Annotated in this window: 23 protein-coding genes; 10 read left to right on the forward strand and 13 right to left on the reverse strand. The window is 65.1% G+C overall.

All coding sequences use genetic code 11. From position 1 onward, the window contains the following. Positions 1–98 precede the first annotated feature (98 nt). Both IB227_RS00400 and IB227_RS00405 read left to right on the forward strand, forming a co-directional pair. Positions 99–1,316 (forward strand): DUF4297 family anti-phage-associated protein, encoded by a 1,218-nt coding sequence (locus IB227_RS00400; RefSeq protein WP_225591544.1) that lies wholly within the window; start codon positions 99–101, stop codon positions 1,314–1,316. A gap of 9 nt (positions 1,317–1,325) precedes the next feature. Then, complete coding sequence (locus IB227_RS00405) at positions 1,326–2,993, forward strand: ATP-binding protein (protein WP_192285745.1); 1,668 nt, start codon at positions 1,326–1,328, stop codon at positions 2,991–2,993. Positions 2,994–3,081: 88 nt separating this feature from the next. Here the strand turns inward: IB227_RS00405 and IB227_RS00410 are convergent, their stop codons facing one another. Further along, positions 3,082–4,161: a site-specific integrase gene (locus IB227_RS00410; RefSeq protein WP_192285747.1), complete on the reverse strand. Its 1,080-nt coding sequence runs from the start codon at positions 4,159–4,161 to the stop codon at positions 3,082–3,084. A gap of 104 nt (positions 4,162–4,265) precedes the next feature. On the opposite strand from IB227_RS00410, the gene IB227_RS00415 reads away from it, so the two are divergent. Together IB227_RS00415 and IB227_RS00420 are read left to right on the forward strand one after the other, a co-directional pair. Then, positions 4,266–5,165, forward strand: a complete 900-nt coding sequence (locus IB227_RS00415; protein WP_192285749.1) for a DNA-binding protein — start codon at positions 4,266–4,268, stop codon at positions 5,163–5,165. A 601-nt stretch (positions 5,166–5,766) separates the two neighbouring features. Further along, positions 5,767–6,135 (forward strand): hypothetical protein, encoded by a 369-nt coding sequence (locus IB227_RS00420; protein WP_192285751.1) that lies wholly within the window; start codon positions 5,767–5,769, stop codon positions 6,133–6,135. A gap of 173 nt (positions 6,136–6,308) precedes the next feature. Here IB227_RS00420 and IB227_RS00425 read toward each other — a convergent pair whose 3' ends face one another. From IB227_RS00425 to lolA, 11 genes are all read right to left on the reverse strand, one after another. After that, positions 6,309–6,488: a hypothetical protein gene (locus tag IB227_RS00425; protein ID WP_192285753.1), complete on the reverse strand. Its 180-nt coding sequence runs from the start codon at positions 6,486–6,488 to the stop codon at positions 6,309–6,311. 10 nt (positions 6,489–6,498) lie between these two features. After that, entirely contained in the window at positions 6,499–7,806 is a 1,308-nt protein-coding gene (locus IB227_RS00430; protein ID WP_192285755.1) for a TolC family protein, read from the reverse strand. Positions 7,807–8,008: 202 nt separating this feature from the next. Then, positions 8,009–9,865: an FUSC family protein gene (locus IB227_RS00435; RefSeq protein ID WP_192285757.1), complete on the reverse strand. Its 1,857-nt coding sequence runs from the start codon at positions 9,863–9,865 to the stop codon at positions 8,009–8,011. Further along, entirely contained in the window at positions 9,846–10,895 is a 1,050-nt protein-coding gene (mdtN, locus tag IB227_RS00440) for a multidrug transporter subunit MdtN (RefSeq protein WP_192285759.1), read from the reverse strand. The genes IB227_RS00435 and mdtN overlap by 20 nt, the downstream gene beginning before the upstream one ends. Beyond that, entirely contained in the window at positions 10,895–11,191 is a 297-nt protein-coding gene (locus IB227_RS00445; RefSeq protein ID WP_192285761.1) for a hypothetical protein, read from the reverse strand. The genes mdtN and IB227_RS00445 overlap by 1 nt, the downstream gene beginning before the upstream one ends. A gap of 367 nt (positions 11,192–11,558) precedes the next feature. Further along, entirely contained in the window at positions 11,559–12,296 is a 738-nt protein-coding gene (locus IB227_RS00450) for a copper homeostasis protein CutC (protein WP_192285763.1), read from the reverse strand. Beyond that, entirely contained in the window at positions 12,293–13,297 is a 1,005-nt protein-coding gene (locus IB227_RS00455) for a N(4)-(beta-N-acetylglucosaminyl)-L-asparaginase (protein WP_132863540.1), read from the reverse strand. Before IB227_RS00455 ends, IB227_RS00450 begins: the two co-directional genes overlap by 4 nt. A gap of 28 nt (positions 13,298–13,325) precedes the next feature. Continuing rightward, the gene (locus IB227_RS00460) at positions 13,326–14,369 is read right to left on the reverse strand and encodes a glucokinase (protein ID WP_192285765.1); all 1,044 of its coding nucleotides are present in this window, start codon (positions 14,367–14,369) and stop codon (positions 13,326–13,328) included. Positions 14,370–14,459: 90 nt separating this feature from the next. Further along, on the reverse strand, positions 14,460–14,846 hold the full coding sequence (crcB, locus tag IB227_RS00465; protein WP_192285767.1) for a fluoride efflux transporter CrcB: 387 nt from the start codon (positions 14,844–14,846) through the stop codon (positions 14,460–14,462). A gap of 39 nt (positions 14,847–14,885) precedes the next feature. Next, on the reverse strand, positions 14,886–16,196 hold the full coding sequence (locus IB227_RS00470) for a replication-associated recombination protein A (RefSeq protein WP_192287229.1): 1,311 nt from the start codon (positions 16,194–16,196) through the stop codon (positions 14,886–14,888). A gap of 119 nt (positions 16,197–16,315) precedes the next feature. Next, positions 16,316–16,957 (reverse strand): outer membrane lipoprotein chaperone LolA, encoded by a 642-nt coding sequence (lolA, locus tag IB227_RS00475; RefSeq protein ID WP_192285769.1) that lies wholly within the window; start codon positions 16,955–16,957, stop codon positions 16,316–16,318. A gap of 281 nt (positions 16,958–17,238) precedes the next feature. Here lolA and IB227_RS00480 point away from each other — a divergent pair, with 281 nt between their 5' ends. Further along, complete coding sequence (locus IB227_RS00480) at positions 17,239–19,455, forward strand: M23 family metallopeptidase (RefSeq protein WP_192285771.1); 2,217 nt, start codon at positions 17,239–17,241, stop codon at positions 19,453–19,455. Between the two features lie 13 nt (positions 19,456–19,468). Next, positions 19,469–20,080, forward strand: a complete 612-nt coding sequence (locus IB227_RS00485; protein WP_192285773.1) for a hypothetical protein — start codon at positions 19,469–19,471, stop codon at positions 20,078–20,080. A 49-nt stretch (positions 20,081–20,129) separates the two neighbouring features. On the opposite strand, the gene IB227_RS00490 is transcribed toward IB227_RS00485, so the two are convergent. Beyond that, positions 20,130–22,487: a DNA translocase FtsK gene (locus IB227_RS00490; RefSeq protein WP_132863529.1), complete on the reverse strand. Its 2,358-nt coding sequence runs from the start codon at positions 22,485–22,487 to the stop codon at positions 20,130–20,132. 279 nt (positions 22,488–22,766) lie between these two features. On the opposite strand from IB227_RS00490, the gene trxB reads away from it, so the two are divergent. From trxB to aat, 4 genes are read left to right on the forward strand one after another with little or no spacing between them, the layout of a single operon-like run. Beyond that, positions 22,767–23,744, forward strand: a complete 978-nt coding sequence (trxB, locus tag IB227_RS00495; protein ID WP_192285775.1) for a thioredoxin-disulfide reductase — start codon at positions 22,767–22,769, stop codon at positions 23,742–23,744. A 24-nt stretch (positions 23,745–23,768) separates the two neighbouring features. Continuing rightward, positions 23,769–24,662, forward strand: coding sequence for a metallophosphoesterase (locus tag IB227_RS00500; RefSeq protein WP_192285777.1), 894 nt, complete (start codon positions 23,769–23,771; stop codon positions 24,660–24,662). After that, positions 24,659–25,795, forward strand: a complete 1,137-nt coding sequence (locus tag IB227_RS00505; RefSeq protein ID WP_192285779.1) for a GNAT family N-acetyltransferase — start codon at positions 24,659–24,661, stop codon at positions 25,793–25,795. The genes IB227_RS00500 and IB227_RS00505 overlap by 4 nt, the downstream gene beginning before the upstream one ends. Beyond that, the gene (gene aat / locus IB227_RS00510; RefSeq protein WP_192285781.1) at positions 25,792–26,541 is read left to right on the forward strand and encodes a leucyl/phenylalanyl-tRNA--protein transferase; all 750 of its coding nucleotides are present in this window, start codon (positions 25,792–25,794) and stop codon (positions 26,539–26,541) included. The genes IB227_RS00505 and aat overlap by 4 nt, the downstream gene beginning before the upstream one ends. Positions 26,542–26,623 lie beyond the last annotated feature (82 nt).

Consider the following 26,623-nt stretch of genomic DNA (forward strand, 5'->3'; position numbering starts at 1 on the left):
TATGCAATCATCGAGAAACGGGAGAAGCCGAAAATGGGGATTTCGATGATGAACGAATGCGGACGCGATGTCCGCGCGGCAGATCACCGCAGGGGGTAATGGTGGCCGATCGGAGCGCAGTTTCGACAATTTCTGGCTATTTCTATCAATTCGATCGCTCGATCCTCAGCATCCTGGGACTATCCAGTGCGAATGATTCGGTATCGATCGAATGCATCGAGGATATCGACATCCACACGGCTACGGAAACGACTGCCGTCCAGTGCAAATATTACGAGAAATCCGAATATAATCATTCAGTTATCAAGCCCGCCATCATGTTCATGCTCACGCATTATAAAGCGGGCCTCACCGCCGGTCGGCCAACGATCCAGTACCAGCTCAGCGGCCATTTTGCGTCCGGGCAAGATAAGTTGGCGCTCCCATTCGACATCAGCTTCCTCAAAACAAATTTTCTCACAACTGCATCAAAAGATAAGACAGTTAAAAAACACGAAGAGCTTGACGTCAGTGACACGGAGCTTGAAGAATTCCTGAAAGTTCTCTCAATCGACGTAAATGCCGCGAAATTCAAGGATCAGTTTCAGGCGATCATCGATAGTCTTGCCAAACAGTTCGGATGCTCACCGTTCGTGGCAGAATTTTTCTATTATAACAACGCCCTGCGGGTGATCAAGGAACTGGCGATCGAGCCGGACGAGGCTCTGCGCGCCACAACAAGGGCAGCCTTCATAAAGCGAATAGATACATCTTCTTACATTTTTGATGAGTGGTTCATCGCCAAGCTCGGTACGGCCAAATATTATGGCGAACTACGCAACAAGTTTTTCGCGGCGGGCGTCAATGTCTCCCCGGCCGACCGGCTTTTCATCATCCACCCGGCTGGCGAAACATACAGCCGGAACGTGGTCAAGACGCTTCTGAAGACTATCTCCCGGAAATACTCCAAGCTCTCCAGGCGAGATGCAAAGCCATTTTCGCCCTACGTGCTGCTCGTGGGCATCGATGATAGTGAACTTGCCGGTCTCAAGCAGGAGCTGCACAACGAAGACGTTCGCTTCGTTGACGGCTACGATTTCAAGGGTGCCAAGTTCGATGCCCGGTCGATCTCCCGACCGGCATCCGCACAAGCCGGTCCGGCCCTGAGGCTGTTCTGCGATCTTGCGGAGGCGAGGCAGACCTTTCTATCGTTCCAACGCTCGCGCGAGATCTACGAGTTCTATCGCAGTCAGCAGGTTGAAGAATTTGGTGATAGCGCTATAAGCCACATCCGGTTCCAGATTCCAAATTACGAAGATATCGACAAGATTATTTAGGGGGTAGCTATGAGTGAGGTAAAAGCAGAAGTCGTCGCTGTCTTTCCCAACAAGGTCAAGATCGTCGTCGATGACCTCGAGAATTTCAGGATTGCTGAGGAGTCTCTACGGGTCGGCTCATATTTGAAGATCGCCGACAATGAGAATTCGGTACTGGTCGCCATCATTGAGAACTTCCAGATTCAGGCGCGCGACGACGGCAGCCAGGACTATGTGATCGAGGCTTTCCCGCTCGGCATTCTGCGCGATAAGAAGTTTGAGCGCGGCGGAGACGCCCTCGCGATCCCGCCGAAGACGGTCCAGCCGGCGTCGATCGACGATATTCGCTTGATCTATGGCAGCTCGTTACCCGTGAAGGATCGCTTCTGCTTCTCGAGGCTCGCGACGAACAAAGAGGTTGAGGTTCCCGTCGACGGGAACAAATTCTTTAACAAGCATATCGCGGTGGTTGGTTCCACGGGCTCCGGCAAGTCCCACACGGTCGCAAAGATCGTTCAGAAGGCGGTCGGGTCTAAGGGCGACTATACGTTGAACAACTCGCACGTGATCATTTTCGATATCCACTCAGAATATCGCGCGGCGTTTCCGGAAGCGAATTTCATCGACAGCTCCAGTCTGGTACTTCCCTACTGGATGCTGAGTGGTGAGGAGTTGGAGGAGTTCTTCCTCGACACCGAGGCGAATGATCACAATCAGCGCAACGTCTTTAAGGATGCCGTGATCCAGAGCCGTAAGGCGCACTTTACTGGAGCGGATGACGACAAGAACCGGATCCACCTGGACACACCGCTCCTGTTCGATATTCGCGATGTTCTGGATCACGCCAACCATCGCAACACGGAGATGGTCGATACCGGAGAGGTATATGCTTCGAGCAATAAGGAAAAGGCAGGGCAGCCTAAGCTCACGCAGGGCAGCCTTTATGGGCGACTGACCAACTTCGTGAACCGCCTCGAGAGCAAGATCAACGACCGGCGCCTCGACTTCTTCCTAGGCGAGAAATCCAAGTCGATCTCTTTCGAGGAGACGCTACGGTCCATTCTCGGCTACAGCACGGGCAAGCTGCACAATGTGACCGTTATCGATTTGAGCGGCGTCCCGTTCGAAGTTTTGAGCATCACAGTCTCGCTGATCTCGCGCCTGATTTTCGAGCATGGCTACTTCTACAAGCGCCTGCGTTGCGCCGCCGATCCGCGGGAAAAGATCAACAACGATGCACCGATTCTTCTCGTTTACGAAGAGGCGCACAAGTATGTTCCGAATAGTGAACTATCGAAGTTCCGCGCCTCGAAGATGTCGATCGAGCGCATCGCCAAGGAGGGCCGCAAATATGGCGTTACATTACTTCTCGCGAGTCAGCGGCCCTCGGAGATCTCCGAGACGATTTTTTCACAGTGCAACAATTTTATCGCAATGCGTCTGACCAATCCGGTCGACCAAGGCTACGTTCGTAAGTTGCTGCCGGACTCGCTGGGGACGCTCATCGATAAGATGCCGGCTTTCAAGCAGGGGGAGGCGCTGCTGGTCGGAGAATCGATCGCGCTGCCGTCTGTAGTCCAGATCGAGGCATGCACCGTGGCTCCAGCGTCGACTGATATTCCCTATTGGGATCTCTGGCAGGAGCAATGGAAGGATCTAGCGATCGATAAGATCCGCGACGAGTGGCTGCGCCGCTAACTAGGCGAAGGCGGCGACAGATGGCAAGATGTTTATGGTCGGTCTGGGGCAGCGATCTGCGGATTGGCCAGTGTCGGTCGGGCTCAAATTACTTCAGTAGTCGAGCGGCAGGGTTGTCTTCTGCTGCTCCGGCCTGGAAGTAACCAATCACGCTCGCCACGGAACGGTGCTCAGTCATGGCCATGACTGCAGGCAATGGCGCGCCTTGCTTACCGGCCTCAGTGACAAACCCGGACCGAAGGCTGTGCGCCCCAAAGTCCCCCTCTAATCCTGCCAACCTCGCCCGACGCTTCACGATCGAGGCCACTGAGCCAGGCAGAAGGGCGGGGCCAACCCGTGCTTTCCAGATCCGACGGAAGATCGCTCCCTCTTGTATGTCTGCCGCCTCTAGCCAAGCCGCCAGCGCCTCGGCGCTGCGGCCCAGGATTGGCTTGTCAGGAGTCGAATCCACCTTCACCCCCGCCTGCTGGGTCTTGGAGTACTCCAGCCGGTAGATGTAGCCGTCCTCGCCCACCTTGCGCAGGTCCCACATGGCCGCGGCTGCGATCTCGCTACGCCGGCGCCCACCACTGGCAAAGCCAAAGCAGAGTAGGGCGCGATCACGGAGGCCTTCCAAGCTGTCATCGCAGGTCGCGAGCATGGCTTCGAGCTCGGTCCGGGTGATGGCGGTCTTCTTGGTCGGCCGCTCACCGCGTTTGACTGAGGCTCGGCGGGCGCGGCTCAACAGCGTCCTGACACTGGGCAGCTCGCACGGGTTGGGCAAGCGCTTGAGCTTGTGCGCCGTGGACAGCACGGCCACGCGCTGGACCACGGTCGAGAGCTTGAGTGGCCCAATTCTGGCCTTGAGGCCGGCCGCAACCAACGCCCGATCCAACGCCGGCGGCAGCTCGCTAACCAGGCCCGTTTTGTTCTTGCGCAGGATGTGGTCGACCAGGAACTGGATCACCACGGCCTCATTGACCGGCAGGCTCAGGTCGAGGCCATAGCGGCCCTGGTACCAGCCGGCCCAGTAGCGCAGGGCTGTGGCGTAGCTGCGCGTTGTGTTGGCCGCCGCGGCCTCTGCAAGCAACTCACGCACCGCATCGGCGGCCTTTTGGGCAAGTTGCTCTGGCAATACCAAGCTGCTGACCGTCACCGGCAGACTTGATGGAATAGAATTTATCTTCATAGTATGTAATGCACACTACGAAATAGGGACCATACTGGCGATAATCATCACTTATCGCGAGTACGCGATCAATAGAGTAGGGCGCCGATACAGGAGACGTCAGCATGGCCCGCGGCATCACCGAATCCGATGTTCATACCGCCGCCGACGAGCTGGTCGCCAGCGGCGAGCGCCCGACGGTAGAACGCATCCGCGCCCACCTGGGCACGGGCTCACCCAACACCGTGACGCGCTGGCTCGAGACCTGGTGGAAAAATCTGGGCCTCCGACTGCAGCCGAAACGACCAGATTTGAAGGACGTGCCGACGGTCTTGGCCGAGTTGGCCGGGCAGTGGTGGGCACTGGCGCTGGAACATGCCCGCGAGTCGATTCTGGAGGAGCTCGCCGATACCAGACAGGCTCTTGCAGCCGAGTACGATGAGCTGCGGGTGCAACAACAGAACTTTGCAGATGAAGGTTCCGCGCTCCATGCCAAAGCGATCGCCTCAGTCCAATCAGAGCGTCTGGCACTGACCCAAGTGGCGGAGCTCCGGCAACTTGTGGAGCAGCTCCAGGCTCAGCTAGCAGAATCGACGCGACAACGCGCTTCTACGGATCAGCGCCTTGAACAAGCGGAGTCTGCAAGGCGGGTTGTGGAAGCCCGTTCACAGGAGCTGCAGGAACTGGCCAGATCTGAGCGGGAGAGCCTGATGGAGCATGCCAGCTCTGTTGAAGATCGTGCAGCACGGGAGATCGACCAGGCTCGTCAGCAGGCCAAAGATCTACAGAGCAAGTTGGCTTCTGCAGAAAAGCTCCACGCTGCAACCGAACAATCACTTCGGAAAGCATTGAATGCTGCCCAGGATGCAGTGCTCGCGGCGGTCAAAGAGGCCGACAGGCAACACGCAAGATCCGAGGTTTTGGAGGAACAACTGACCCGGATTCCTTCAGTGATCGAGGAGGCCTTCCGCGCGCGAGACAGACCGAGGTCAGCCAAATCAGGGAAAAAGATTCCGAAGGGCTAACCGTGACACATTCTGTCGGCACTACTGGGACTTCTTGTCCTGTTCATCGTCATGCGACTTCATCGACTTTCGGTTGGTGTGATCCACCCACCAGCCCAATGCACCCAGGACGAGCGCCATTCCAAGTACCCCCAAAGAACCAAGCATGGAACTTCTCCTCTTCAAGCCGTCTTGCTCAGAATAGCGCCAAGACTTTGTCAGGTGGTGAGCAAAGGCATCGGTTTGCCAGTACATGGCTGCAACGACGGTGGAACATGGGGGCAGCTTTTGCTCAGTTTTGCCAAAAGCGGGGCAACTTATCCGAGGCTCCGCCAAATCCGGGGCAGGTTTCCTCAGTAGATGGGGCGGATGTCCGCTGCAGAGGGGGCATTTCCTCCGCATCAATCACCTTGCGGGGTTTGCGCTGAGGCAGGCAAGAGGTGATCCACAGCCAAATCCATCCAATGCGCCGTGCCACTTTTTCGCATAATGTATATTATGTAAAAACAACTCAACCAAGAGCCCGTAGCGAAACCCGGAACCTCCCGCATCACATCCATCTTCCCAGCCCCATGCTCCGCTCCGCCTTACAATCCGCCCAGGATGAAATCCAGGTGGGTTCATGGAACGACAACGGCCGGATTACTTGCCACCGCTCAAGCCTCGGCGTTGGAGCTTTCCGTGGCTGCTTTTCATCGCCGCCGTCCTGCTCGCGCTGGCTGCTTTCGGGATCAAGCAGCACATCGATACGCAGATTGCGTGGAATACGCGGTTCGAGCGCGCTGGAAACGCCCGGATTTCACCGGCACCCCCGGCGTTGCCCGTTGACGTCTCAGCCGACGATCCGGTTGAACACCTGCGGGATGTCCAGAACGCGCGCCAACGCGTCGAACAGGACGCCAGGGAGCGCGCTTCGTGGCGTTGCATCGATGGCATACCGTTCCGGAAGATCCCGGGCGGCTGGGAGAACGTGCCTGGCGAACGCTGCTGATTTGGATATTTAGTGACGAGTCACGTTAATTGCCGGCAGCCGGCTAACGACCAACTTCCTCGTCATCGGCCAATCATTACCGCCCTCTATGGATCAATTTAAGTGACGAATCACTTAAATTATCACTGGGCCGGCCTGATCGTGCCAAAATGCGATCAGTCATCGCAGGCAGCTCAGCTGCTTTCCCGCACGATCAGTTCGAATCCCAGATCCAGCATGGGCGCGTAGACCATCTTGCCGTGGATCAGGTCGAGCAACCGTTCGCCCGCATGCTGCTGCTGCCACTGGTGGTCTGAGCCCTTGCCCTGCCCGGCACCCGGGGACGCATTGCGGCAAATAACGTGACGCGTCACGAATAAGCACTCAATCCCCCTGCCCCGGTGCCGTGCCCAGGTTCCCGCAGGCCAGCGCGAGGTCGACCGAAGCCGCGCGGGCGGCGCCATCGGCATCGGCCAGGGAGATGCGGGCCTGCAGCAGCTGGCGGTCCGCGGCAAGCACTTCGCTCAGGCTGCCGACGCCTCGTTGGTAGGCCGCGCTGGCGGCGTCATGGGCCAGTTGTGATGCCTCCAGCAGCGCCTGCGCCGCGTTTGTCGCCTGCAGGCGTGTACGCAGCCGCGAGTGTGCGGCAACGATCTCGGCAACGGCATCCAGCTTCACCCGGTCCAGGCTGTCCGCCGCCATTGCGGCGCGGTTGCGTGCCTGTGAGACCCGCGCGTTTCGTTCACCACCGCTGTACAACGGCACGCTCACGCCGAGCAGCAGGCTGCTGCTCCAACGGTGGCTGGAGAGGTTGACCGTCGGGGCCTGCTCGCCCACCGACGGCACGGCGGAGATGTCCATGTCGCCATTGCTGCGCGAGCCGGAGGCCGAAACGAACAACCGCGGCAGGAAGTCGGCGCGGGCCGCGCGAACGCCGGCACCGGCCGCCTGCTGCGCCGCGACGGCGGCCAACACGTCCGGCCGTCGTTGCAGCGCGCTGCGCACCACGTCATCAAGCAGCGCCTCGTCCACGTGCGACACCGGACGGGCGGGCGCATCGGTGATCTCCAGCGTGGCCAACGGCGAAATACCGATGGTGGCCAACAACTGCTGATACGCCTCTTCCTGCTCGCCCTGCGCCGCGACCTGTGCCAAGGCGGCCTGCGCGACCTGCTGCCGTGCCTGCGCTACGTCCATCACCGTGCCCTGCCCATGCTGCAGGCGCGCCTGTGCGGCGACCAGCAGGCCCTTGGCATCGGCTTGCGAAGCCGTCGTCGCATCCACCTGTGTGCGGGCGGTGGCATGACGAAGGAACGCCAGGCTTACCGCATGGATCAGCCGCTGGTGGGCCTGGGTGAACTGGATGTTGGCAATCACCGTGTGCTGGTCGGCCATCGTCAACAGCGCCTCACGCTGGCCGAAATCGAACAGCAGCCATTGCAGGGAGAGCACCGCCAACGAGCCATTGGCGCGATTGCGCGGGTCGATCGACTGTCCAAGTGCGGCACTGCCGCCATGCTCGGATTGCGCGCCGGCCAGTACGCTTGCGGTGAGACGTGGCAGGTAGGCACTGCGTGCAATGCCGGCGGCCAGGGCGGCATCACGGGCCTGATTCCAGGCAATGCGGGTCTCCGGGTTCAATTCCTGAGCCAGATCGATCAGGTCGGCCAATGCATAGCGTTTACCTGTCACCGGTGTTGCACCCCCAGGCAGGTCGACCGAGGGATTGGCCGGCAAGGTAAAGCCGTGCTGCTGCACGACAGCGTCGGCCGACCGTACCGACAGGCCCCCATCTGCATCCGTGTGCGGCACCCACGGGCGATCCGGTTGCAACGGTGCACGGTCGATCCCCGTACTGGCACACGCGGACAGCAACAACGGCAGGAGGCAGGCCTCAATTCGCATGACGCGCGGCTCCCGGCGTATCGACGGCGTCGCCGGAGGGCGAGTGATTCAGCGTGTCAGCCAACTGCTGCAGCTGTTGGACGCACGTCTCCGCAACGGCCGGTTCGAGCAGCAGGTGCTGTTCGGCTGCGGCGGCTTCCCGCAACACCTGCTCGTGTTTCGTGAACCATGCTGAGGGCTTGCGCAGCCGGCGAGGTTCAAGCCCCGCCACCTCCAGCTGGTGCGCAATGGCCTGCGCCTGCGCGCGCACAGCGGCCAGTGCTTTCAGTCGCGCGGTACCGGCAGGCAGCCGCACCAACTGCCGCAGCAGTGCCGCGCTGGCGGAATCAATGGCGCCGGCGATGCTGACCGGCCAGACGTGGGCGAACATCAGGTAGATCACCGCATTGCCGATCAGGATGCCGACGATGCGATCGCGCGCCACCGCCAGGTCGAACGCGGGCGCGGTGCCCTGGATCACGCACAGGAAGACGGCAAAACTGAACTGGAAGCCGATGTAGCCGACCCGCGGCCCACTGGCGACGATCCAGCCACCGATGAAGGCCGCGCCTGCAACCAGCGCCAGCAACCCACCGATGTCATCCAGCTCGGGCAGTACCCAGACGATCAACGCCAGGCCGACGACCGCACCGGCCACGGCGCCGGTGATGCGCAGCAGCAGCTTCTCGGTGGTTTCCGCGGTGCTGTCCAACGCGACCATGTAGCAGGTGATCAGGCTGGTATGGATGCCCTGCCACTCCGTGGCCGAATAGAACAGGTAGCACAGCATCGCCGCGGCGGTCACCTTCAGGGCGTGGCGTACATGCGCGGGGTTGGTCCACGCATCGGCGGCGAGGAAGCCGGGCGATGCTGCGGGTGGTGCGTTGGCGCCGTGCGATGCATCGGTCGCGAACTGTACGAGCAAGGCATTGAAGTCCTGCAACAGCGCCACCGGCATGTTGGCGCACTGCGCATCGAAGGCAACCGCGGTGATGTCGACGGGATGGCTGCCGGCAGCGAGGATCGCGGCCATCCCGTCGAGCCTTTCGGCGGCGCCGTGTTTCCAGGCATCGGGAACACCCTTACTTGCATCGATGGCCAGGCCCAGCATCAGCAGGGCCTCGGTCGTGCCGGCCGCGGCGCGCAAGGCCGCCAGTGTGCCAAGCGGGGCCTCCTTGCCCAGGCCGGCAACATGCAGCAACGCCAGCACCGCCGCGGAGCCCTGGTCACGCTGAGCCTGCAGACGCGCTCGGGTGTCGGGGTCGGGTTGGCGCAACAGCTTTGCGGTATCGCGTAGCACCACCGCCATCCCTTGCCGGGCCAGCGGCACCGGCGCCGGCCCGATCAACAGGTTGACCACCAGGGTCACCGCACTGGGCAGTGCGATCAGCAACCAGGCGTAGAGCAAGGCACGCGTCGCCAGCTCCGCGCCGGGCAAGTGGCCGATGGCATCCAAGGCGTAGACCAGGATCATCGCGATGATCGGTGCCAGCGGCTTGAGCCGGCTGGCCGAGGCCAGGAACAGCAGCGCCACCGAGAACCCGGCCATCGCCAGCAGCCGCAATGGCGGCCAATCCAGCACCTGCCCGGCGACCAGGATCAAGGTGCCGATCAGTACGTTGGTCAGCAACAGGAACAGCGTCGCGGCCAGCACACTGCGGGTGCGGTCCGCGTTGTTCATGAAGAACACGACATAGGCGGCCAAAGCGATCTCCGGGATGCCATTGATCTCGCCGACCAGCACGGTCAACGTACAGATCAGCGCGATGCGCACGGCGAATGCAGTACGGCCGGGCCGGGGCGCGACGATGTCGCGCAGCCGTGGCAGGAAGCGACCACGCACCGGTTCAGCGGCAGGCATTGCCATGGCCGATCTCGATGACGGCGCTGGCTCCCAGCCGCATCAGCCCTGCCGGTGGGTCCTGCAGCGCTATCCGCACCGGAAAGCGCTGGGCGACCCGCACCCAGTTCAGGGAGCGCTCCACGTACGGCACATTGCGCGGAACATCCACCTTGGCGCTGTCCAGTACCCCCGCGCCGATCCCGACCACCCTGCCCCGCAACGGGCGTGACCGGTCGATCATGGAGTACACCGTCGCACATGCGCCCAGCGGGATGCGCTGCAGCTCGGTCTCACGAAAATTGCCGTTGGCAAACCACTGCTCGCTGCTGATCAGGGTGAACACGGGTTGCGAGGGCGCAAGCACTTCGCCAGTCGTCACGTCCAGACCGGCCACGTGTCCGGCGTGCGGTGCACGTACGGTGGTCAGTCGCAACGCCCGCTCGGCCTCGGCCAGGGCGGCGCGCCGCGCCTCCACGGCCGCCTGCGCGGCGGCGGTGGTATCCACCGCCTGTTGCAACGACGTCTGCTGCCGGCGCGCCTGCTCCAGCGTCCGCTGCGCGTCGCTGGCGGTCAGTTCCGCCTGATCGAGTTGCTGCCACGGCACGTACCCATCGCGTGCCAACGGGCGCAGCCGTTCCACCGTGCGCCGCGCCAGGCCGGTGCCGGTCTGCGCCTTGCGGGCCTGCACCGCGGCAATCGCGGCGGTGGCGCCTTGGCTGGCGACCACGCGCTGCTGGGTCGCCAGATTGGCTTCGGCCAGTGCCAGTTCGGCGCGGGCGGCGCCAACGGCATGAACGAACGGGGCCGGATCGATCCGGAACAGCACCTCGTCGCGTACCACCGTGCTGTTCTCCTGCACGCGCAACTCGACCAGGCGCCCACCGACTTCCGGTGCGATGTGCACCACCTCGGCATCGAGGCTTGCCGCGTCGGTGGAAGGAAGGCGGTACGCGCGATACAACAGCCCGAGCAGCAGCACGAGCGCCACCGCGATCAACAGCAGCGCGACGCGACGTGTCCACGGAGAGGGAGCGATGGCTTCGGCGGCGCGCATCAGGGCCCCACCCCCCATGCGAGCAGGCACGCTGCAATCAACCCGATGGCCGCGAACGTCCACAACGGAAACGGCACGCGCCCCGGCCCGAGCGCACGCAGGACCAGCGCCCTGGCCAGCACGCCCAGCACGATGGCCGTGGCGGCCAACACCAGCCAGCCGGGGAAGTAGGCGCCGAAGATCGCCAGGCTCGGGCTGCCCTCAGCATGGCAACCGGCCAGCACGGGGACCAGCAGCAACGGGCCGCCCTGCTTCATCGCGTTGCGACGCACACGGGCCTGCCGACGCAGCATCATGCCGATCCGGCCGCATCGTCAGCAAGCGCAGCTGACAGCCGCACATACACGTCCATGGCGCTTCACCAGGTCCAGGGTCCAGCACTTTTTTACTCCCGGCCGCGCCGAAACAGCAGGACGAAATCCGCATGCATCGATAGCGGATTCATCTGGCCGGTCCAGCGCGGCGTGGAAGCGCCGCGCGCCCTCACTGAGACGGCTTTGGCTCCTCGTCACCGGCAGTAGGTCCACGGGATCGCCGCACCCGGCGTGGGCACCGATGGCCCGGCGCGATGGGCGCTGCCCTGGAGGTCATCGTCGCCGCTGCCCGGGCCCTGCATGGCAGCGGCGGCTATGGCTCAGGCGCGTAGATCCCCCGCGCCCTGTCTCAATCCAGCGACGACAACGCCTGCCGCAGTGCCGCTACCTGCGTCGCGTCGCTCTGCAGCCAGTCGCGCTCCAAACCGACCAGCGCCGGGTTGTGATGGTGCATCGCCGAGCGTCGCACGGCCTTGGCCGACGCGTGCAGTTCCCGGCACCCGCTTTCGCGCGCGACCGCACCGATGTTCGCAGCCGTCAGGCCGGCACCTGCCATGACCGACAGCCGCGTACCGGCCTGGCGCACCAACGCCGCCAGCATGGCCACGCCGGCCTGCGCACCGGCTTGTCCGCCGGAACTGAGCACACGCTCGCAGCCCAGGCCGACCACCTGCTCCAGGGCGGCGGGCAAGTCACGCGCCGCGTCGAAGGCACGATGGAACGTGACCCCCATCGGTCCGGCCGCGTTGACCAGCTCCCGGCACAGCGGCAGGTCGATGCCGCCATCGGCGTCCAGCGCACCGATCACGACACCATCGCAACCAAGCTGCCGGCACGCGGCGATGTCACGCAGCATGATCTCCGCTTCCAGCGGCCCGTAATGGAAATCCCCCGGCCGTGGGCGTACCAGCACGTAGAGCGGAATCTGCAGGCGGTCGCGCGCGACGGCGAGTGTGCCGTACGACGGCGTGGTACCGCCCTGTTCCAGGTTCTCGAACAGTTCGACGCGGTCCGCCCCGCCCTGCTGCGCCGCCAGCGCCGAGGCGGCCGAATTGCAGGCGATCTCCAGCAGGCGCGATGGGCTCACGCCTGCGTGCTCGTGTAGACCGCGTCCGAGTCCAGCAGTGCATCCTGGCGCTTGGCGTCGCAGACCGCGTAGACGAAGCCGCGGTGCAGCGCGTAGGCACCGACTTCACCATTGCGGTTGAGCGCCAGGAAGCAGACCTGCAGGGTGCGGCTGGCCTCCGGGCGCTTGCGCACCACGCGCGCGATCGCTTCACGGCACGCCTCGGCCGGCGACAACCCCTGGCGCATCAGCTCCACCACCAGGAACGAGGCCGCGTTGCGGATCATCTCCTCGCCCATGCCCGAGGCGGTTGCTGCACCGACTTCATTGTCGACATACAACCCTGCACCGATGATCGGGCTGTCGCCGACCCGGCCGTGCATCTTGAAGGCCATGCCACTGGTGGTGCAGGCACCGGCCATCTGTCCGTTGGCATCGATGGCCAGCATGCCCAGCGTGTCGTGGTTGTTCTTGTCACCGGGCAGGCCGCGGCGCTCGGCGTTGATCTGCGGGGCGTAGTGCTCGGTCTTGAGCCACTCGCGCCACGCCCGTTCGGCCTCGGCGGTGAGCAGGTTCTGCTTCGGGAAACCCTGCTGCACGGCGAACTGCTGCGCCCCCTCGCCCACCAGCATCACGTGCGGCGTCTTCTCCATCACCGCGCGGGCGACCGAGATCGGGTGGCCGATATCGGCCAGCGCGGCCACCGAACCACAGCGGCCATCACCGTTCATGATGCTGGCGTCCAGGGTCAGCACGCCATCGCGGTCGGGGTTGCCGCACCGCCCGACCGTGGGGTTGCACAGGTCGCTCTCGGCCCAGCGTGCCCCGGCTTCCACGGCGTCCAGCGCGCTGCCACCGGCGGCCAGCACCTTCCACGCCGCCTGGTTGGCACCCACGCCGAAATCCCAGGTCGATACCACCCGTGCACCGGTCGCGGCGGGCGCATTGGCCAGCAACCCCGGTGCCGCACCGGCGGCCCCCAACAGCAGTGATGTCTGCAGGAACTGCCTGCGTGTACTCATGCCCGGAACTCCCTCGTTGTTGCGGATCTCAGATGCGCGCGTGCTGCTCGGCGTGCCAGGACAACGCTCCCAGCACGCCCAGTTCACCGTGCTCCACGCGCCATACCGGCGTATGCGCGAGCGCGGGCGACAGCCCTCCCTTGGCACGGAAGCGACGTTCGAACGTGCCGCCATGCAGTTCCGCGGCCAGGTGGCCAGCCACGCCACCGGTCAGGTAGACCGAACGCGCGGCAAAGGTCAGGGCCAGGTCGCCGGCAAGGCTGCCCAGCCAGCCACAGAAGGTGTCCACGCATTCGGCGGCCAGGGCATCACCGTTGCGGCTGGCCTGGACCAGTGCATCGGGGGCCTGCCAGCGCACCGGCTGCCCGCGCAGTTCGCACAGGCAGTCGTACAGCGTCATCAGGCCGGGCCCGGACAGCACGCGCTCGCTGTCCACGTAGGCGTAGCGCTGCGACAACAGGCGCAGCACGTCCTGCTCAAGCGGCGTGGCGGCCGCAAGCGCCGCGTGGCCGCCCTCGCTCGCCAGCACCGAGGGCCGTCCGCCGACCAGGCGCACGGCAACGCCGAGTCCCGTACCCGGGCCCAGCACCAGGGCCGGCCCGCGCGCATCGGCGCTGGCGTCGCCGCACACCAGGTGCAGGCTGTCGCGCTCGGCGGGCGGCATCGCCTGCGCCACCGCGACGAAGTCATTGATCAGTTCAAGGCTGGCCAGCCCCGCGTCCTGGCGCGTCTGCGCGATCGAGACCGGCCACGGCAGGTTGACGTTGAGCAGGGCATCGCCATCGACGATGCCGGCGATCGCCACCACCGCGTGGTCCAGCGCCGGCGCGCCGGGTGACTGCCGCACCTGCTGCAGGTAGTCACGCAGGATCGCGGCCAGGCTGGGATGTTCGGCGCAGGCGTACTTGCGGAAGTCGCGGATCCGCGGCGGCGTCCCCGGGCGGAGTTCAGCCCAGGCCAGGCGGGCATAGGTCCCGCCCACATCGGCACCGATGACACAGGAAGAAGTCGGGGGAAACGCGGGCGATTCCGCGGGGGGCCGTTCGGCGGGCTCTACCTCAGGCCTGCTCATTCCTGTTCCTGCTTGTACAGCATGTCATTCAGATGCTCTGGCAATCGATGCGGAATGATGCGTCATGCTTTCCCGGTTTGGAAAGCGGCCTCAAGTCAGGTTGCGCAAGGCCCGCCACGACCACCAGCCCAGCGCCGTCATCGACAGCGAGCCGCCCAGGTGCACGCCGATGGTCGCCAGCGCCCAGCCCAGGTGTCCGCGCTGCAGCTGGTCCACCACTTCGGCGGAGAACGTGGAAAAGGTGGTCAGGCCGCCCAACATCCCGGTGACCACGAACAGCCGCCACGCCGGCGCCAGTTCAGGCCGCGAGCTGAAGAACGCCAGCGCCAGCCCGATGACGTAGCCGCCGATCAGGTTGGCCGCCAGCGTGCCCATCGGCAGGTTCTGGTGCATCGGGTTCAACCACACGCTCAGGCCGAACCGCAGCCACGCCCCGATGGCCGCCCCGAGGCCGATGGCCAGGAAAGAAAGCCACATCCGCCTAGTCCTCCCCTGCATGTCCGGCCACCGCACCGCTCATCGATCAGCGCCTGGCTTGCGCTGGGCACGGGCCTGCTCGCGGGCCGCGCGCAGCCGGTCCAGCTTCTCCTTCAGCTTGATCTCCAGGCCACGTTCGGCCGGGGCGTAATAGACGCGTTCGCCCATCTCGTCCGGGAACGCGGTCTGGTCCAGCGCGATGCCGCCTTCGACGTCGTGGTCGTACTGGTAGCCCTGGCCGTAGCCCAAGGTCTTCATCAAGCGCGTCGGTGCGTTGCGCAGGTGCAGGGGCACCGGTTGCGTGCCCAGTTCGGCGATGTCGGCACGGGCCTTGTTCAAGGCCATGTAGCTGGCGTTCGACTTGGCGGTGCTGGCCAGGTAGATGGCCAGGTTGGACAGCGCGATGTCGCCTTCCGGTGGCCCGATCCGGTCGTAGGCGCTCCAGACATTGATCGCCATCTCCAGTGCCCGTGGGTCGGCCAGGCCAACGTCCTCCACTGCCATGATGGTCATCCTGCGCAGGATATAGGACGGGTCGCAACCGCCGTCGAGCATGCGCGCCAGCCAGTAAATGGCGCCGTCCGGGTTGGAACTGCGCACCGACTTGTGCAGGGCCGATATCTGGTCGTAGAACTGCTCGCCGCCCTTGTCGAAGCGGCGGGTGCGGTCGGCCAGCACCTGCAGCAGGGTTTCCGGGGTGATCTCGCCCTCTTCGCCGCTGGCCAGTTCGGCGGCGATCTCCAGCAGGGTCAGGGCGCGACGCACGTCACCGTCGGCGGCGCGGGCGATTTCCAGCAGGGACTCGCGCGTGACGCGGATGGCCTGTTCGCCCAACCCGCGCTCGCTGTCACCCAACGCCCGCTCCAGCGCCTCGACCACGTCCTCCGGCGATACCGACTCCAGCACGTGCACGCGGCAGCGCGACAGCAACGCCGAGTTCAGTTCGAAGGACGGGTTCTCGGTGGTGGCACCGACGAAAATGATGGTGCCGCGCTCGATATGCGGCAGGAACGCATCCTGCTGGGCCTTGTTGAAGCGATGCACCTCGTCGACGAACAGCACCGTGCGACGGCCGCCGGCGAAACGCTGGGCGGCCTCGGCCAGCACCTGGCGTACCTCGGGCAGGCCGGACAGCACGGCCGAGATCGCCTTGAACTCGGCGTCGGCATACTGCGCCAGCAGCAGCGCCAGGGTGGTCTTGCCGCAACCGGGCGGCCCCCACAGGATCATCGAATGGACGCGGCCGGACTCGACCGCGCGGCGCAGCGCCGTGTTCGGCGCCAGCAGGCGTTTCTGCCCCACCATCTCGTCAAGCGTGCGCGGACGCATGCGCTCGGCGAGCGGGCGCATGCTTTCGCGGTCCGCGCTCAGCAGGTCGGCGGGGGCGTCGTCTATGAAGATGTTTCGGGATCTGGCCACGCCCGCATTCTAACGCGGGCGCAACCCGGGCTCGCGGCCCGACGTGGTGATCAGCGCTCGCCGACCACGTCCACGTCCTTGCCCGGCACGAAGCGGAAGGTACCGGCGGCAAAGCCCGGATTCTTCTTCCAGTCGGTGAAATTGATGACCGTGCGCTGGCCGACCGCGTCCACCACCTCCATGCGCGCCAGCCCGCCATTGGCGAAGCCCAGCGAGGCGGACTGGAAGTTGGTCTCGGTCTCGCGCTTGGGCGTCAGCGACAGCCACTGCATCCCATCGCGCGGCGCGGCTTCTTCGCTGACGTCGTACTGGCGCTCGAGCTGGGCCGGGTTGATCAGCGCGACCAGCGGGCTGTTCTGTTCCTCGGCCCCCTGCGGGGTCACCGTGGCCTGCTCCAGGTCCGGCTCGTAGACCCACACCTTGCTCCCGTCGGCGATGATCAGCTGCGGGTGCGGACGGGTGTATTCCCAGCGGAACAGGCGCGGCGCCGACAGTGCGACGCGGCCGCTGGACGACTCCTTGACCCGGCCGCGCGAGTCGAACACCTGCTGGGCAAACTGCCCGTCCAGGCCACGCAGGCCGTTGGTGAAGGACCTCAGGTCGTCACGTGCCCCGGCCCAGGCCGAGGTGCTGGCAGCGCCGGCGAGCAGCAGCGCGGAGGTGATGACATGGCGGCGGAAATTCGTGTTCATGCGGGGAGTCTGCACCGGAAGTGATGAACCAGGGCGCAGTCTGCCCGCCCGATTCTGAATGGGGTGATAGCGCAATTATGCGCCTTCCCGCGTGCGCCGAGCGCGGGCAATCACCGGATGTCAACGAAATGTGAAAGCACTGACCACACTATCCGGGGTATGTTCTGCGCCGGTGCCTGGCCAGTCGGTCAGTACCGCGTCATCTGCCTTGCTGAACTACACGATCACAACGACGTTCTCCGTGTCATTGCAGGTCCGGACCGTCGTGCAAAGGAATGCCCATGATCATCAGTCCCCCGTTTCTTCCAGCCCGCGCCGACACTGACGACGACGCCCGCTTTCTAGATGCCGCGATGTCGACCGTGGAACACGGGCACTATCCGGTCAGCAACAAACTCTCCTGGCATGGTGGCTTGCACCTGCGCGCTCCCGCGCGCGGCAACGGCCGTGAGCCGGTCCGTGCCATTGCCGATGGCACCGTGGTGTATGTCCGGGCAGCGACCGCACGCCCCGGCACCCCGGCCGAAGTGGACGCTCATGCGCAGGGATATCTGGGGTGGTCCGACAACGGTTGCGTCGTCATCCGCCATGACACCGCCATTGGCGCCACGGGCAACCAGGAAACCCAGGTCCAGTTCTATTCGATCTACATGCACCTGACCCGCATCCGCACCGCCAACGTCGTGGTTGGCCGACGCATCTACCGCAAGGTGGAGATTGGCGATGCCGGTTCGATCGACGGCCAGGCTGACCTCATCCATTTTGAGATCATCTGCGACGACGCCAACATGGCTCGCCTGCTGGGACGGGCATCCGGCGACGTCAACGTCGCCAATCATGGCCGCACCGACGCCGTGTTCGGCGAGGTCTACTTCCACTTGCCGGCGGATACCCCGGTCTTCCCGAGCCGGCCGGCGCTCAATGCCACCAGTGGCACCGCAGGTACGGGCGCGGCGTTGGGGGCCGAACGCGTGGTCGGCATCCGCTACAGCGCTCCTGCCAATGCGCAGAGCGCCTATGGGGGCGACGCACAGGTAACGACCTACGACCTGGACGGCGCCCGCATCGGCACCCAACTGACCGAAGTTGACGCCGAGTACAACCTGTATGACACCGCAGGTGCCACGGTTACCGCGTACTCAAACGCCCGCGCAGCGGCGGTACCGAACAGGGCGGCGGTCTACGAGCTGCTGCGCTTTGGCCGCACCCTGGGCGGTCCGGATACCCTCACTCCGGCCGACACGCCGCATTGGCGCCAGATCTCCACGGGCCCCACTACGGGCTGGGTGAATCTCAACGCCGCCAATGTGCACAAGTTCAGCGACGCCGATGCACCGCGATGGGCACATTGGGCCATCGTGGAAGACTTCCAGGACAACGACAGCCGTTGCGATGCGGCTGCGGTACGGCGCCTGCTTGAGCGCGAAGGCGAACCTGCACCGACCGCCGAACAGGCCGAGCAGCGTCTGCGTGACGCCGCATTGCAGCCCAAGCTGCAGGGCTTGGTATGCAAGTTCCCGACTGAGTGGCAACGCAGCGGGATAGAAACGCGCTGGGGATGGCTGAAGATCGAGGGCCCTGGATCTGCACGCGGCAGCGCACCGACGATGGGGGCGAGCACCTACCTGTCCGCCTCGGACTTCCCGCAGTTCCAACGTCATGTCGAAGCGTTGGCGTTCTGGGAGGATGCCGCCATTCCCAACCTGAACGCGGCGCATTGGCACTTCCATCCCAAACGCTTCATCCAGCACTTCCGCAAGTGTGGGTGGCTCAGCCAGCGAGAAGCCACGCGGATGATCCGCCAGACTCTGCGCGAAGGCGGCAGGGAAGTCGTGACCGTGAGCTGGGCCGACGTCACCGCACGCCTCACAACCGCCTCCACCCGCCGCCCCGCTGGTTTACACGTCAACATGCAGAAGATGGCCCGCAAGTACGGCATCGCAGCCACGCGTGTGCGTACCGCGCACCTGTGGGGGCAGCTGACCGCCGAAACGGGCCGCTTGGAATTCATGGTCGAAGGGGGGGGCGACTCCTATTTCGACAAGTATGAACCGGGCACTGACCAAGGCCGCAAGCTGGGCAACACCGAGGTGGGGGACGGTGTGCGATTCAAGGGACGCGGCCTCATCCAGCTGACCGGGCGGAACAACTACCGGCAATATGGTGCTTACCGCGGGCTGACATTCACCGATGACCAGAACAGTCCGCTGCTGCAGAGCGATCCCTTCAACACCTGTGATGGCTCGGGCTACTATTGGGCCAGCAAGCAGCGCTACACCGAGAACAAGCAGAAGAAGCTTGTTCCTCTGGGCAAGCTAAGCATCAACTCCTGGGCTGATGGCGGCATCGCCGAGACCGCGCAGCGCAACGTCACCCGATCAATCAATCCGGCCCAGCTGCATTTTGATTTCCGCCAGCAGGGCTTCCAGCATGCGTACTACGTGCTCAATGACGCCACTCAGGTGCATGCCGAGTACAAGGAAATCCCGGAGACCTGAAATGATCCAACGCGTGGGAACCCTCCTGCTGTGCGGCGGCCTGTTGCTGACCACATTGGCCTGCCATGCCGCCGCCACCCGTGTTGATCGACCGGACTGCGGAGTATCGTTCCAAACCCCGACCGGACTGCGCCAGCTGGAGATCACCGACGCCGAACGCGAGGCCGGCACGCTGTGCATCATCGCTTTCGCCCGCGCCGGCAAGCCGACCCCCGCGACGGTGGGACAGGTCGAAGGCTGGCGTGAACTCGCCGACTATGTGCTTGAGGTCAAACAGGTGCCGCTGCGTGAGGCGGCCCGGGAACGCGGCCTGGTGGTGGATCCGGGCAGCCCGCCGCAGCTGCTGCCTGCCGCTCCCGATGCCAGCGTCGTGTTCACGCTGAAGCACGCTCAAATCCAGGCCCTGCCCCATGGCGAACTGGCACTGGCCGAAACCGAAGCCAGCAAGCGCCCTGCCTCGATGATCCGCAATGGCACCACCGGCCAGCTGATCCTGGTGGCGGGCAACGATGACCGCTCGGTGGCCTACGTGCACTGGCTGTCCACGCGGTCCCCGCACAGCAGCGAGGACGGCCAGGCCCTGGCGGCCCTGTTCAAGTCGATGGATTTCACCGCCGGCAATTGACACGCCGGCATGCAGGCCGCCCGCTGGCGGCCTGCCCTGCCCCGCCGACTTACTTCGGCGGCGGCGGTGCCAGCACGGTACGGTCGCCATTGTGCTCCGGCGGGGTGACCACGCCGGCGGCTTCCAGCGCCTCGATCAGGCGCGCGGCACGGTTGTAGCCGATCTTCAGGCGCCGCTGCACGCCGGAAATCGACGCACGACGGGTTTCGGTGACGATCCGCAACGCCTCGTCGTACAGCGGGTCGGACTCGTCGCCGGCCGCGCTGCTTTCCGGCAGGCCAGTGGCACCGACCACCACGCCGTCGCCCATGGTCTGCACCTCGTCCAGCACGCCCTCGATGTACTCGGCCGGACCGCTGGCCTTGAGGTGCTCGACCACGCGATGCACCTCCTCGTCGGAGACGAAGGCACCGTGCACGCGGTCCGGCATGGCGGTGCCGGGCGGCAGGTACAGCATGTCGCCGTTGCCCAGCAGGGCCTCGGCGCCGGACTGGTCCAGGATGGTGCGCGAGTCGATCTTCGAACTGACCTGGAAGGCGATGCGGGTCGGGATGTTGGCCTTGATCAAGCCAGTGATCACGTCCACCGACGGGCGCTGGGTGGCCAGGATCAGGTGGATGCCGGCCGCACGCGCCTTCTGCGCCAGGCGCGCGATCAGTTCTTCGACCTTTTTGCCGACGATCATCATCATGTCGGCGAATTCGTCGATGAAGATGACGATGAACGGCAGCGGCTCCAACGGACGCGGGGCCTCGCCCATTTCCGGGTTCGGCTGGAACAGCGGGTCCATCAACGGCTGGCCGGCGTCGATGGCGTCCTTGATCTTCTTGTTGAAGCCGGCCAGGTTGCGCACGCCCACCGCGCTCATCAACTTGTAGCGGCGCTCCATCTCGGCCACGCACCAACGCAGGCCGTTGGCGGCCTCCTTCATGTCGGTCACCACCGGCGCGAGCAGGTGCGGGATGCCCTGGTAGACGCTCAGTTCGAGCATCTTCGGGTCGATCATCAGCATGCGCAGGTCTTTCGGGCTGGCCTTGTAGAGCAGGCTCAGCACCATCGCGTTGACCGCCACCGACTTGCCCGAACCGGTGGTGCCGGCCACCAGCAGGTGCGGCATGCGTGCCAGGTCGGCCACGGTCGGGCGGCCGGCGATGTCCTTGCCCAGCGCCAGGGTCAGCACGCTGGCCGACTTGTCGTATTCCTTCGAGCGCAGCAGCTCGGACAGGAAGATCATCTCGCGGGTGACGTTGGGGATTTCCAGGCCGATCACCGACTTGCCCGGGATCACGTCGACGACACGCACCGACTTGACCGACAGGCCGCGGGCGATGTCCTTGTCCAGCGAGCTGATCTGGCTGACCTTGATGCCCGGTGCCGGCTCGATCTCGAAGCGGGTGATCACCGGGCCCGGATAGGCGCCCACCACCTGCGCGTCGATGCGGAAGTCCTTGAGCTTGAACTCGATCTGGCGCGACAGCGTTTCCAGCGTCTGCTCGTCGTAGCCCTTGGGCTGCGGCTTGGGGTCATCCAGCAGCGCCAGCGGCGGCAGGTCCGAACCATCGCCATTGACGCCCTGGAACATCGGGATCTGGGTCTCGCGCTTGGCACGGTCGCTCTTCTCGATGACCGGCGCCGGGCGCGGTTCGATCTTCACCGGCTCGCGCTTGGCGCGCACTTCGGCGTCGACCTTGCGCACTTCCTCGCGTTCCTCGCGCAGCGCACGGGTCTGTTGCCACTCGTTGGCCTGTTCCTTCTTCTTCTCGAACATCGGCCCCAGCGCCATCACCCACTTGCCGATCTTCTCCATCACCACGAACCAGGACAGCCCGGTCGCCAGCGTGATCGAGGTCAGCAGCAGCACCAGCAGGAACAGGTTGCTGCCAACCGGGCCAAAGCCGGTCTGCAGCGACTTGCCGACCAGCACGCCCAGGCCACCGCCGGCGCGGGCGACATCCCCCGGCGGCAGGCGCAGGTACAGGAAGCCGGTCGCGCCGATCAGGAAGCCGACGATGCCGACCAGCCGCAGCGCCGGGCCCAGGTCGTCCTGGCCGCGCTCCTCGCGGTTCAGGCCGAACATGGCGATCCACGCCACCGCCGCCAGCATCAGCGGGATCAGGTAGGCCACGTAGCCGAACAGCTGGCGCATCACGTCGGCGATGTACGCACCGACCCTGCCGCCCATGTTGTGCACGGGCGCGACCACCGAGCCGGACTGCGACCAGCCCGGGTCCGCGGGGGAATACGTGAACAGGCTTGCCAGCAGATACAGCAGCGCCGGGGCAATCGCGATCAGCGCAAGGTCACGCCATAATTTGTGTCGCCGCGGCTTGTCCGCCGCGGCGGCCGGCTTGCGCGCGGCATTGCCGGCGCTGGGGTTCTTGCCACGTTCCGGGACCTGTTTCGCCACCTTTGACCAGACCTTAGAAATGCACGGTTAGTGATTGATATTAAACGACGGACCGCTGTGTTTCACCCCGTCGACGATGCACACGTACGGAACGCGTCAGAAACCCGCCGCACAAGGGCAAGCCAACCGGGAGGAAGAAGGGAGACTGTATCCGACGGGCCGCGCCATTCCATTCACGTGCCTTGATTCACCGGGAGCCGACCGCCACTCTATGGGCTTGCCCGGACAGTTGCGGAAGCACGCCAACGGGCCGCCAATCCTGAACTTTCGCGAGTATACATGAGCACTTCCAGCCACCCGTCCCTGCCCTCCCGCCACGAGAAGCTGATCATCCTGGGCTCCGGCCCGGCCGGCTGGACCGCCGCCGTCTATGCCGCCCGCGCCAACCTCAAGCCGCTGGTGATCACCGGCCTGCAGCAGGGCGGCCAGCTGATGACCACCACTGAAGTGGACAACTGGCCGGGCGACGCGCATGGCCTGATGGGCCCGGACCTGATGGCGCGCATGCAGGCCCACGCCGAGCGTTTCGACACCGAGGTGGTGTTCGACCACATCCACACCGCCGACCTGTCCAAGCGTCCGTTCACCCTGACCGGTGACAACGCCCAGTACACCGCCGACGCGGTGATCATCGCCACCGGTGCCACCGCCAAATACCTGGGCATCCCGTCCGAGGAAGCCTTCAAAGGCCGCGGCGTCTCGGCCTGCGCCACCTGCGACGGCTTCTTCTACAAGGAGCAGGACGTGGTCGTGGTGGGCGGCGGCAACACCGCCGTGGAAGAGGCCCTGTACCTGTCCAACATCGCCCGCAAGGTCTACCTGGTGCACCGCCGCGACACCTTGAAGGCGGAGAAGATCATGCAGGACAAGCTGTTCGCCAAGGTGGCCGCCGGCAAGATCGAGACCGTCTGGCACCACCAGGTCGATGAAGTGCTCGGCAACGAGATGGGCGTGACCGGCGTGCGCGTGAAGTCCACCCAGGACGGCAGCACCCGCGACATCGACGCGCACGGTTTCTTCGTGGCCATTGGTCACCAGCCCAACACCGACCTGTTCAAGGGCCAGCTGGCGATGAACAACGGCTACCTTGAAATCCGCTCGGGCCTGGGCGGCAACGCCACCCAGACCTCCGTGGAAGGCGTGTTCGCCGCCGGCGACGTGGCCGACCAGCACTACCGCCAGGCCATCACCTCGGCCGGCTTCGGCTGCATGGCCGCACTGGACGCCGAACGCTTCCTGGACGCGCAGAGCCTCTGACCGCGGACCGCCACGGCTGCCGGCATGGACAAGGTGCTGATCAAGCAGCTGCTGTTTCACGGCAGCTGGCTGGTCTTCCCTGCCATTGCCTGGCTGTCGTGGCGCTGGCGTGGCGGCCGCCATCGCTGGCTGCTCGCGCTGTTGTTGCTGGGCTGCGGCGTGTTCACCTGGGCGCGCTTCATCGAACCGCAGATCATCCAGGTCGAGCAGACCACCCTGCCCGGCACCGGTGTCACCGCGCGGGTCGCGTTGATCAGTGACATCCATCTGGGCGTGTACAAGAACCGCGCCTTTCTGGAACGGGTGGTCGACCGGATCAATGCACTGCCCGTCGATGCGGTGGTCATCGCCGGCGACCTGACCTACGAACCCAAGGCCAGCGAACTGCAGGATCTGTTCGCGCCACTGGCCCGGCTGAAGCCACCGGCCTACGCCGTGCTGGGCAACCATGACCAGCAAGCCCCCGGTCCGGATATCGATCTGCCACTGCGCACGGCCCTGCGCCACCATGGCGTGCAGGTCATCGAAGGCCAGATCATCACCGACCGCCAGGGCCGCCAATGGGCGGGGCTCGGCGATCGCTGGGCCGGAAAGGACGACCCCGCATTCCTGCGCGTCGCCGACGCCATCACCCGTCCGGCCATCGTCATCGCCCACAACCCTGACAGCGCCATGGGATTACGTCCGGCCGATGCCGCCATCGTGCTTGCCGGCCACACCCATGGCGGACAGATCCGTATCCCGTGGCTGTACCGCCGGGTCATCCCGACCCAATACGACTTTGATCGCGGCGAACAGATCGCGCGCGCACCTGCCGGCCCGGTGCGGGTATTCACCACCCGGGGCCTGGGGGAGATCGGCCTGCCCCTGCGCCTGTTCAACCCGCCCACCATCGACGTGCTGCAGCTCCAGCCATGAGCCTGCAACTGCGCGCCATTTCCGCGCTGGACGCGATTGACAAGGCCGCGTGGGATGCCCTGCACGACGGCGGCAATCCGTTCATCAGCCACGCGTTTCTGAGCGGCCTGGAACAACACGGCTGCCTGCGCCCGGATTGGGGCTGGCAACCCGAGCACCTGACCCTGTGGCGTGATGGCGCACTGGTCGCTGCCGCACCGGGCTACCGCAAGTACAACTCACACGGCGAGTTCGTGTTCGACCACGCCTGGGCCAATGCCTATGCGCGCAATGGCCTGGACTATTTCCCCAAGTGGCTGGGCGCGGTGCCGTATTCGCCGGTGACCGGGCCGCGGCTGCTAGCGCGCAATGACCAGGACCGCTGCGCCCTGCGCGATGCCATCGTCGCGCACGTGCAGGCCGAACAGCTTTCCTCCGCGCACATCAACTTCCACCTGCCCGGGGAGACGGCGTGTTTCGACGGGCAATGGCTGCTGCGCACCGACGTGCAGTTCCAGTGGCAGCGCGAGCCGGGCTGGCAGGCCTTCGATGACTTCCTTGCCGCGATGGACCACAAGCGACGCAAGAACATCCGCCAGGAGCGCGCCAAGGTCGCCCGCGCCGGGATCACCTTCGTGACGCGTCACGGAAACGAAGCCAGTGCCGACGAGCTGCGTGCCATGCACGGCTTCTACCTGCAGACCTTTGCCGAGTACGGCAACGCGCCGGCGCTGACCCTGCCCTTCCTGCGCCACCTGGCCACGCAACTGCCGCGCCAGTTGGTGCTGTTCCTGGCCCTGCAGGATGGCGAACCGGTGGCCGGCGCGCTGTGCCTGCGCGGCGGCGACACCTTGTACGGGCGCTACTGGGGCGGCGCGGCCCTGCCCGGGCTGCATTTCGAAACCTGCTACTACCAGGGCATCGAATACTGCCTGCGCGAAGGCCTGCAGCGCTTCGAGCCGGGCGCGCAGGGCGAACACAAGCTGGCCCGTGGCTTCCTGCCCACGCAAGTGCGCAGCCACCACTGGATCGCCCACCCGCAGTTCCGGCAGGCCCTGCGCGACTGGTGTGCCCGCGAGCGCGAGGATGCTGCCCGCTACGCGCAGGCGCTGCAGCATCACTCACCGTTCAAGTCCGACGAGCCCCGGCCATGACCCCGAAAGGCCCCTACCTGCTCGACGAGGCCAGCGATTCGCCGTTCCCCCCGGCCGAGCTGGCGTTGCGCGAACCCGACGGCCTGCTCGCCGTCGGCGGTGACCTGAGCCCCATACGCCTGCTCAACGCCTATGCGGGCGGGATCTTCCCGTGGTTTTCCGACGGCCAGCCGCTGCTGTGGTGGTCGCCGGACCCGCGCATGGTGTTCCGTACCGACGGGGTCCATTTGTCCTCGCGCTTCCGTCGCGCACTCCGCGGCAGCGACTGGCGGGTCCGCGCCGATACCGCGTTCCCCGAGGTGATGCAGGCCTGCGCGCAGGCGCCCCGCCCGGGCCAGGACGGCACCTGGATCACCGACGACATGCTCGCGGCCTACCTCCAGTTGCACCGGCTGGGCTACGCGCACTCCGTGGAGGTCTACGACGGGGATGCCCTGGTCGGTGGTATCTACGGCGTGGCGATCGGGCGGATGTTCTTTGGCGAAAGCATGTTCAGTGGTCGCAGTGGCGGCTCCAAGATTGCCCTGGCCGCGCTGGCCCGGACGCTGTCCGGCTGGGGCTGGCCACTGATCGACGCCCAGGTCGAGAACCCGCACCTGGTGCGGATGGGCGCCGAACGGCTGGAACGGGCGCCGTTCCTGGCCCAGGTGCGGCGACTGGTCCGCGAACCGGCCGATGTTGGCCCGTGGACACGTGGCTTCGGGGAATTCCCCGCCAGCACGCTGGCTGAACCGGCCGGCGTTTAACGCAAACTTTGCATGAATCCGCCCGCCGGCGTAAAATGCCCGCCCTTAGGCCCTCGGGGCCGTCCGCAGAACCGCACAGGAC

It is taken from the genome of Stenotrophomonas sp. STM01 (assembly GCF_014852135.1).
GTDB classification, from domain to species: domain Bacteria; phylum Pseudomonadota; class Gammaproteobacteria; order Xanthomonadales; family Xanthomonadaceae; genus Stenotrophomonas; species Stenotrophomonas capsici.